The organism is Thauera sp. ZXT1-4, assembly GCF_052598215.2.
Map to the genome: position 1 here is coordinate 1 of NZ_JBQWSN020000094.1, position 1,694 is coordinate 1,694.

Here is a 1,694-nt window from a genome sequence, read left to right on the forward strand (position 1 = left end):
CCTGAATCCGTGTTCGCTTAGCCGGAAATCCAGCCTAACGCATTGATGTAATTGTATAATTACGCATCCGAGCCTTTCACCCAACCGACCATGCCGCGCTTCGAAGTCAAGCAATCCGCCAAGCTCAATCTGACGTCCTACTCGGGCCTGGCGTTGATCGGGCAGTGCTGCCAGGCGGCACAGGTCGAGGCGGTGATCGACCCGAGGCTGCCGGTGTCGCAGGGTATGCGGAGCTCGGACCTGGTCAAGTCGGTGGTGGGGCTGCTGAGCCTGGGCAAAAGCGACTTCGAGGCGATCGAGCCGTTTCGCGGCGACCGCTTCTTCAAGGAAGCGCTCGGGCTCGCCAAGGTGCCCGGCAGCGTGTGGATGCGCCAACGGCTCGATGCCCGCGCGGCCGAGCTGCGCGAGCTGACCGACGAGCTGAGCCTGCGCCTGCTCGAGCGCACCGAGGCGCCGATCACGGCGCACAAGGGCTACGTCTGCGCCGATCTGGACACCTTCGTGATGGACAACTCCGACACCAAGAAGGAGGCGGTCAGCCGCACTTACCAGGGCGTCGATGGCTACACGCCGATCGCGCTGTACCTGGGCAACGAGGGCTGGAACCTCGGCCTGGAGCTGCGCGCGGGGTCGCACCACTCGGCGCTGGAGACCGAGTATTTCTTCGAGCGCGCGTTCCCGCGCCTGCGCCGGGTGTGTGCGGCCGATGCGAAGCTGCTGTGGCGGGCCGACAGCGGCTTCGACAGCGCCCGGCTGCTGTTCGCGCTGGCCGACGAGCGCGATCGCTGGGCAGCGCTGGGGCGTTCGTTCGACTACCTCACCAAGTGGAATCCGCGCCGTCAGGACAAGACCGCCTGGGTGGACCGGGCCGAGGCCGCCGGCGTCTTCGAGGAAGTGCGCGCGGGCAAGCGGGTGGGGCTGCTGGACCTGAAGATCGACCGTGCCTGGAAGAAGGCCAAGCGCACGCTGCGTCTGGTGGTGCGGGTGACCGAGCGCACGATCGACAAGAAGGGCCAGCACCTGCTGACCCCCGAGATCGAGATCGAAGGCTGGTGGACCAGCCTCGAAGTGGCGATGGCCGACGTGATCGAGCTCTACAAGCACCACGGCACGCACGAGCAGTTCCACTCCGAGATCAAGACCGACCTGGACCTCGAGCGCCTGCCCTCGGGCAAGTTCGACACCAACGACGCGGTCGTGCATCTGGCCGCGTTCGCCTACAACTGCCTGCGCCTGATCGGCCAACTCGGGCTGACCGGCGAGCTCTCGCCGATCCGTCACCCGGCCAAGCGCCGACGCATCAAGACAGTGCTGCAGGAGGTGATGTACCGTGCGGCGAAGTTCGTCGAACACGCCCGCCGCCTGGTGCTGGACTTCGGACGCGGCGTCGCCGCGCATGTGAAGGTGTTCACCACGGTGCAGGCGCGACTGTGCGCGGTGGCTTCGCCGTGATGCAAATCCGGCGGCCGAATTCTCCGAATCGAGGCCATTTCGCTGCGGCGAAAGGGCGACGGCCGCGTGGGAGCAGGAAAATGACGTAGCGCACCCCCCGTAAGCCCGGCTCGCCGGGCCTCCGGGCCGTGAAAGGACGGTGCTCGGGGCTGCGGTGAGCTGAGATTGGGAGTCAGGCAGCAGAAAAATCATGCGCTGGGGCTCGCGGAGCGGGTACGCGCTGAAGACAACACGGATTCAGG

At 66.4% G+C, this 1,694-nt stretch carries 1 protein-coding gene; it reads left to right on the forward strand.

Going from position 1 to position 1,694, the window contains the following annotated elements; all coding sequences use genetic code 11:
• Positions 1-90: 90 nt before the first annotated feature.
• Positions 91-1,452, forward strand: coding sequence for an IS1380 family transposase (locus tag ACUH78_RS19195; RefSeq protein ID WP_445334441.1), 1,362 nt, complete (start codon positions 91-93; stop codon positions 1,450-1,452).
• The last annotated feature ends 242 nt before the right edge of the window (positions 1,453-1,694 follow it).

What these genes read in the sequence shown, in the direction of transcription:
- ACUH78_RS19195 (WP_445334441.1), top strand. Translation starts at nt 91, where the DNA reads ATGCCGCGCTTCGAAGTCAAGCAATCCGCCAAGCTCAATCTGACGTCC.